Source organism: Actinomadura sp. KC345, assembly GCF_004348515.1.
Classification (GTDB): domain Bacteria; phylum Actinomycetota; class Actinomycetes; order Streptosporangiales; family Streptosporangiaceae; genus Spirillospora.
The window spans coordinates 1-6,985 of the sequence record NZ_SMKH01000363.1 but is presented as its reverse complement, the minus strand read 5'-3'; the positions used below and the strand labels follow the sequence as shown (position 1 = coordinate 6,985).

The window sequence follows — 6,985 nt, the reverse complement described above, 5'->3', positions numbered from 1 at the left end:
GGGACGCGGACCGCCCCGGTGGCGGCAGCGCGGCGATGTCCATGCTGCCGGTCATCGAACTGTGCAAGGTCGCGCCCGGCCTGGTCTCGGCGATGGGCGTCGGCCTCGGCCTCGCCGCCGGGACGATCATGAAGCGCGGCACGCCCGAGCAGCGGGAGCGCTGGGCCCTGGACCTGCTCACGATGGAGAAGGTCGGCGCCTGGGCCATCACCGAGCCCGGCTCCGGCTCCGACGCGTTCGGCGGGATGCAGGCCACCGCGAGGAAGGTCGGCGACGAGTACGTCATCAACGGCAGCAAGACCTTCATCACCAACGGCCCCTACGCCGACACGATCGTCTTCTACTGCAAGCTCGACGACGGGCGGGAAGCGCGCGACCGCGAGATCCTCACGTTCGTCCTCGACAGCGGCATGGAGGGCCTGGAGCAGAGCAGGCCGCTGCGCAAGATGGGGCTGCACTCCTCCCCCACCGGCGAGCTGTTCCTCGACGACGTCCGCGCGGGCGCCGACCGGCTGCTGGCCTCCGGCTCCGGCAGCGGCAAGGACTCCGCCAAGCAGAACTTCGTCACCGAGCGCGCGGGCGTCACGGCGATGGCGCTCGGCGTCATCGAGGAGTGCCTGAGGCTGTCGGTCGAGTACGCGAAGACCCGCGAGCTGTGGGGGCAGCGGATCGGCGACTACCAGCTCATCCAGCTGAAGCTGGCCAAGATGGAGGTCGCGCGGCTCAACGTCCAGAACCTGGTGTTCCGGCACATCGAGATGCAGCGCGCCGGCCGGACCCCCACGCTCGCGGAGGCCTCGGCGATGAAGCTGTACTCGGCGCAGGCCGCCAGCGAGGTCGCGCAGGAGGCCGTGCAGCTGTTCGGCGGCAACGGCTACATGAGCGAGTACCGCGTCGAGCAGCTCGCGCGGGACGCCAAGTCGTTCCAGATCTACGCCGGCACCGACGAGATCCAGGTCACCCACATCGCCCGCGACCTCCTGTCGTCCTGACCGGGCCGCGCCGGGCCGGTCCCTGAACACACCGCGAACTTTCGCGGGCCGGCGGCCGTCGAAGACGGTGGGGGGCGGGTGAGGGCGATCACCCGTTCCCCGCCGAGGTCCTTTTCTGGACAAGCCGACGATGGGGACTGGATACTTCACGGATATGGACGGTCAGCCCTCGTTCCCGGTGAGAGCGTCCGACACGGAACGGGACCGGATTCTGCGCGTCCTCGGCGACCGTGTGGCCGAGGGCCGCATGTCGAACGAGACGTTCGAGCGCCGCGTCGACCAGGTCCTGCAGGCCCGCAGCCGGGCCGAGCTGGCCGACATCGTGCACGACCTGCCGCCCGCCGGGCGCGTCGTACGGCGCCTGACCGGCATCATCTCCTCGGTGTCCCAGGTGACCGCGCGCGTGGAGGCGGCCTGGCGCGCCCCGCGGCTGCCGCGGTTCATGCTGCCGCCCGGCGACCTGAAGCGCATCGTGGTCGGCCGCGCGCCCGGCTGCCAGTTCATCCTCACCGACCTGACCGTCTCCCGGTTCCACGCCGAGATCTACCGCGCCGACGAGGGCTGGATGATCTCCGACCTCGGGTCGATGAACGGCACACGCGTCAACGGGTGGCGGCTGACCGGCCCGGCCCGCGTCCGCCCCGGCGACGAGGTCGGCTTCGGCAACGCCAGCTTCATCGTCACCGCCCCGTGACGGAGCCGGTCCCTCACGGAGGCGTGGCCGGGCTCAGAGCGGCGGGCGGCGGGACTCCCAGGGGGTGCTGAGGACGACCGTGGTGCGCGTCGCCACGTTCGCGGCGGCGCGGATCTGCTGGAGGAGGTCCTCCAGCTCGTTCGGCGACCCGACCCGCACCTTGAGGATGTAGCTCTCCTCCCCCGCGACCGAATGGCACGCCTCGATCGCGTCGAGATGGGCGAGGCGGTCGGGGGCGTCGTCGGGCGCAGCCGGGTCGATCGGCTTGATCGACACGAACGCGGTCAGCGGCAGCCCGATCTGCCGGCTGTCCAGCTGCGCCGCGAAACCCAGGATGACCCCGCGCTTCTGCAGCCTCCGGACGCGCTGGTGCACCGCCGACACCGACAGGCCGGTCTCCTTGGCGAGGTCGGTGAAACTCATGCGCCCGTCGCCGGCCAGCAGCGCCATGATCTGACGATCGATCTCCTCCACGCGGGAAATCTAGCGTGCCCGGGGCGGTGCTCGGGACCCGTTTCCGCGGCCGCCCGCGCCGCCGCTAGCGCCGGGCGGTGCGCAGCGGGCCGCAGCTGCCGCGCACGACGAGCTCGGTCGCCAGCAGGACGGGCCCTCCCCTGCCCCGGCGGGCGGGCTCGCGCAGCAGCATCTCGCAGGCGCGGTAGCCGATGTCGCGGGCGGGCCGGGCGACGGCGGTGAGCGGCGGGTCGCACAGCTCCGCCCAGGCGACGTCGTCGACCATGGCGATCGACACGTCGGCGGGGACCCGCAGGTCCAGCTCGCGGGCCACCAGCACGGCGGCCTCGCCGAGCAGGTGCCCGGCGGCGAGGACCGCGGTGACGTCGTCGCGGCGCTGCAGCAGCCCGGCGGCGGCCGCGTAGGCGGCGTCGCCGACCGGGCGGGCGGCGACGACCAGGTCCTCCTCCACCGGCACGCCGAGCCCGGCGAGGGTGGCGCGGAACGCGTCCTCCCGCACCCGCGACGGGCTGCCGGGGGCGGCGCCGAGGAACCCGATGCGGCGGTGCCCGAGCCCGGCGAGGTACTCGGTCAGCGACCGCACGCCGCCCGCGTCGTCGGCGAGGACGGCCGGGATCTGCGGCGTCCCCGGCAGCGCGCGGCCGGCGAACACGACGCTGGAGCACACGCGGGCGGCGCCGCGCCAGTCGGCCTCGGTGCCGGCGGGCTGGGCGATGACGCCGTCGACGCGCTGCTCCACCAGCCGCTCGACGATCTCGGCCTCGCGGGACGGGTCGCCGTGCGCGGCGTCCACGATCACGTGCTCGCCGAGGGTGCGGGCGCAGGCGAGCACGCCCGCGATCAGCTCGGCGCAGAACGGGTCGGTGACGTCGGGGACGATCAGGCCGATGCCGCCGCTGCGGCGCAGCTTGAGGCCGCGGCCGAGGGCGCTCGGCCGGTAGTCCAGGTCTCGGGCGGCGGCCAGGACCCGCTCGCGGGTGGCGGCGCTGACCGAGCCGCCGCCGGAGAAGACCCGCGACACCGTCGCGATGCCCACGCCCGCCGAGGCCGCCACGTCCTTGATCGTCGCCGACCGCCGCTGCGCCATCGAGCCGACCGCCCCTCCCCGCCCGGTTTCCGGCCACCCTCTCACATGCAACCCTCCCATGGAAACGTTTCCATCATGTTTACTCCCAGCAGTGCAATAAAAACCCTGTTCGACAGGGCTCGATGGAAACGTTTCCATGGGAGGGTTGCGATGGCCAAGATCGTGCTGGATCGGGTCGACAAGGTGTACTCCGGGGGCGTCAAGGCCGTGGACGGCCTCGACCTGGAGATCCGCGACGGCGAGTTCATGGTGCTGGTCGGCCCGTCCGGGTGCGGCAAGTCCACCGCGCTGCGGATGATCGCCGGCCTGGAGGAGATCACCGGCGGGAAGATCTCCATCGGCGACCGGGTCGTCAACGACCTCGCTCCCAAGGACCGCGACATCGCGATGGTCTTCCAGAACTACGCGCTGTACCCGCACATGACCGTCGAGCAGAACCTCGCGTTCGGCCTGAAACTGCGCGGCACGCCGAAGTCGGAGATCAAGCAGAAGGTCCGCGAGGCCGCCAAGATGCTCGGCCTGGAGCAGTACCTGTCGCGCAAGCCCGCCGCGCTGTCGGGCGGGCAGCGGCAGCGCGTCGCGATGGGCCGCGCGATCGTCCGCGAGCCGCAGGCGTTCCTGATGGACGAGCCGCTGTCCAACCTGGACGCCAAGCTCCGCGTCTCCATGCGCGCCTCGCTCAGCCAGCTGCACGAGCGGCTCGGAGTCACCACCGTCTACGTCACCCACGACCAGGTCGAGGCCATGACGCTCGGCTCGCGCGTGTGCGTGCTGCGCGACGGCCGGCTTCAGCAGGTCGACACCCCGCAGCGGCTGTTCGACAACCCCGTCAACCTGTTCGTGGCGGGCTTCATCGGCTCCCCCGCGATGAACTTCGTGACCGCCCGGCTGACCTCCGGCGACGGGGGCGCGCAGGTGTCCTTCGCCGGCTTCACGCTGCCGGTGCCGGCCTCCGTGCTGGACGACCGGCCGGCCCTGCGGGACTACGTCGGCGACGAGGTCGTCCTCGGCGTCCGCCCGTCGGACTTCGAGGACGCCGCGCACGCCAAGCCCGAGTGGGCGCCGATGGCGGTCCGCAGCAGCGTCACCGAGGAGCTCGGCAGCGAGATCAACGTCATCTTCACCATCGACGCCCCGCCGGTCGAGCACAAGGACACCGCCGACCTGGCCTCCGACGCCGCCGAGGGCGAGGAGGACATGGCGATCCCGCTGATCGACAACAAGGCGCTGTGGACGGCCCGGGTCAACTCCCGCTCGCACGTCCGCCCGGGCCAGGACGTCGAACTCGCCGTCGACACCCGCCGGCTGCACTTCTTCGACCCGGCCAGCGGCCTGGCGATCGGCCACCCGGACGCCGCGCCCCGGCACACCGCGCCGGACTCGCCCTCGCTCGACAAGTCCGCCTGACCAGACCCACCGCCGGACGGCGGTGCCCACGGCCCGCGCGGGCCGTGGGCACCGCTCACCGGCAGGCCCCGCTCCGCGGGGACGCCCTCACTTCACCGAGCCGGCGAGCACGCCCTGCACGAAGTACCGCTGGAAGGCGAAGAACACCGCCAGCGGGATGATCAGCGACAGGAACGCGCCGGGCGCCAGGATGTCGATGTTGCCGGTGAACTGCCGCATCTGCGACTGCAGCCACTTGGTCATCGGCTGCGCCTCGGTGTCGGCGAACACCAGCGCGACCAGCAGGTCGTTCCACACCCACAGGAACTGGAAGATGCCGAGCGAGGCGATCGCCGGGCCGCCCAGCGGGAAGATGACCCGCCGGAAGATCGTCCATTCCGAGCCGCCGTCCATCCGCGCCGCCTCCAGGAGGTCCCGAGGGATCGCCGCGAAGAAGTTGCGCAGCAGGAAGATCGCGAACGGCAGCCCGAACGCGACGTGGAACAGCACCACGCCGGTGATGGACCCGAACATCTGGAACCCGCCGAACTCGATGCGCCCGTACAGCTTGGCGACCGGGATCAGCGCCACCTGGACGGGCACCACCAGCAGCGCGACCACCAGCAGGAACAGCCAGTCCCGGCCGGGGAACTCCATCCAGGCGAACGCGTAGGCGGCCAGCGAGGCGATCGCCACGACCAGCACCGTCGACGGGACGGTGATCAGCACGGTGTTCCAGAACGAGTCGACGAAGTCGCCCTTGTCGAGCAGCGCCGAGTAGGACTCGGCGGTCAGCTGCGCCGGCTCGGTGAACACGTTCCACCATCCGCCGGCGGCGTTGTCCTCGTTGGAGCGCAGCGACGCCACCAGCAGCCCGAGCGTCGGCACCAGCCAGAACAGCGCGATCAGGACCAGCACGCCCTGCACCGCGCCGCCGCCGAGGCGGCCGACGATCCGGGCGGCCGGGCCCCGCCGCGGCGACCCCGCCGCGCCGTTCGCGGCACCCGTCCCGGGCGCCGCCGTCGCGGCCTTGTCCGCGGTGCTCATGTTCGCTCCTGCCGCATTCGCCGGATGTTGAACAGCATGGCGGGCACGACGAGCACGAACAGCAGCACGGCGATGGCGCTGCCGGCGCCCTGGTCGTTGCCGCCGCCGAACGACTCGGTCCACATCTCCAGCGCCAGCACGCTGGCCTTCGGATCGCCGCCGCCGATGATGTACACGAGGTCGAAGACCTTCAGCACGTTGATGGTGAGCGTGACCACCACGACCATCAGGACGGGCATGAGCAGCGGAATCGTCACCCGCCGGAACACCTGCCATTCGGTGGCGCCGTCCACGCGGGCGGCCTCCAGCGCGTCGCGCGGGATGGCGGCGAGCCCGGCGGCGATCAGCACCATCGCGAACCCGGACCACACCCACAGGTACGACACGATGATCGCGGGCGTGACCAGCGTGCCGCCGAGCCACTCCGCGCCCCGGTAGGCCTCGGTGAAGTTCCCGGCGGGCAGCCGGATCGTGTACGTCCCGTCGGGCACGTCCGCCATCGTGAACGTGCCGTCGGCGTTCGTGGTGGCCGTGGCGACGACCTCGCCGCCCCGCACCGCCTCGACCTTGACGCCGGGCAGCCCGCTCTCGCTCCCGTCCACGGCGTTCGGCCTCCCGCCGCCGCCCTTGGTGAAGTCGAACCAGACCGTCCCGCTCAGCCGCCCGGGTTCCGCCGCCGGCGGCGGCGCCGCGGGCTCGGCGTCCTGCGGCAGGTACTCCGGCTTGACCTTCACCAGCGGCACGAGCGCGCTCTGCCCGGCGGAGAAGGAGCCGACCGTGACGACACCGCCGGCCTCCTCGCGCACCGGCTGCTCGCCGCCGCCGCGGGTGCCGGCGCCCGGATAGCTCGTGTCCTTGGCGAACGTGTCGTGGATCGCGACCATCGCGGCGTTGGCCACGCCCTGCTCGGGGTCCTGCTGGTACACCATCCGGAAGATCACGCCGGAGGCGAGGAACGAGATCGCCATCGGCATGAAGACCACCAGCTTGAACGCCGTCGCCCACCGGACCCGCTCGGTGAGGACGGCGAACAGCAGGCCGGCGATGGTCACCACGGTCGGCGCCACCACGACCCAGATCGCGGTGTTGCGCACCGCGATGAGGTTGTCGCGCCCCTGGAAGACCCCGACGTAGTTGTCCGCGCCGACGAACGTGCCGCCCGAGGCGTCGAAGAGGCTGCGGATCACCGAGTAGACGATCGGGTACACGACGAGGAACCCGAGCAGCAGCAGCGCCGGCAGCAGGAACATCAGGGCCAGCCACGACGGCGGCGTGAGCCGCTCGCGCCCGCGGCGCTCGCGGGGC

Annotated in this window: 7 protein-coding genes; 3 read left to right on the top strand and 4 right to left on the bottom strand. The window is 72.1% G+C overall.

Annotation, left to right across the window (positions count from 1 at the left end; translation table 11 throughout):
- Both E1281_RS35360 and E1281_RS35355 read left to right on the top strand, forming a co-directional pair.
- On the top strand, positions 1-992 hold a 992-nt coding region (locus E1281_RS35360; RefSeq protein ID WP_131884056.1), incomplete at its 5' end, for an acyl-CoA dehydrogenase.
- Between the two features lie 154 nt (positions 993-1,146).
- Complete coding sequence (locus E1281_RS35355; protein WP_131884055.1) at positions 1,147-1,686, top strand: DUF1707 and FHA domain-containing protein; 540 nt, start codon at positions 1,147-1,149, stop codon at positions 1,684-1,686.
- Positions 1,687-1,719: 33 nt separating this feature from the next.
- Here E1281_RS35355 and E1281_RS35350 read toward each other — a convergent pair whose 3' ends face one another.
- Positions 1,720-2,160: an Lrp/AsnC family transcriptional regulator gene (locus E1281_RS35350; protein WP_131884054.1), complete on the bottom strand. Its 441-nt coding sequence runs from the start codon at positions 2,158-2,160 to the stop codon at positions 1,720-1,722.
- A gap of 64 nt (positions 2,161-2,224) precedes the next feature.
- Complete coding sequence (locus tag E1281_RS35345) at positions 2,225-3,247, bottom strand: LacI family DNA-binding transcriptional regulator (RefSeq protein ID WP_131884053.1); 1,023 nt, start codon at positions 3,245-3,247, stop codon at positions 2,225-2,227.
- Between the two features lie 150 nt (positions 3,248-3,397).
- Here E1281_RS35345 and ugpC point away from each other — a divergent pair, with 150 nt between their 5' ends.
- On the top strand, positions 3,398-4,654 hold the full coding sequence (gene ugpC, locus E1281_RS35340) for a sn-glycerol-3-phosphate ABC transporter ATP-binding protein UgpC (RefSeq protein WP_131884052.1): 1,257 nt from the start codon (positions 3,398-3,400) through the stop codon (positions 4,652-4,654).
- Positions 4,655-4,741: 87 nt separating this feature from the next.
- Here the strand turns inward: ugpC and E1281_RS35335 are convergent, their stop codons facing one another.
- Both E1281_RS35335 and E1281_RS35330 read right to left on the bottom strand, forming a co-directional pair.
- Positions 4,742-5,680 carry a carbohydrate ABC transporter permease gene (locus E1281_RS35335; RefSeq protein WP_131884051.1) on the bottom strand — a complete coding sequence of 313 codons (939 nt, stop codon included), beginning with the start codon at positions 5,678-5,680 and terminating at the stop codon, positions 4,742-4,744.
- Positions 5,677-6,930 (bottom strand): ABC transporter permease subunit, encoded by a 1,254-nt coding sequence (locus tag E1281_RS35330; protein ID WP_131884057.1) that lies wholly within the window; start codon positions 6,928-6,930, stop codon positions 5,677-5,679. The genes E1281_RS35335 and E1281_RS35330 overlap by 4 nt, the downstream gene beginning before the upstream one ends.
- Positions 6,931-6,985: the final 55 nt, after the last annotated feature.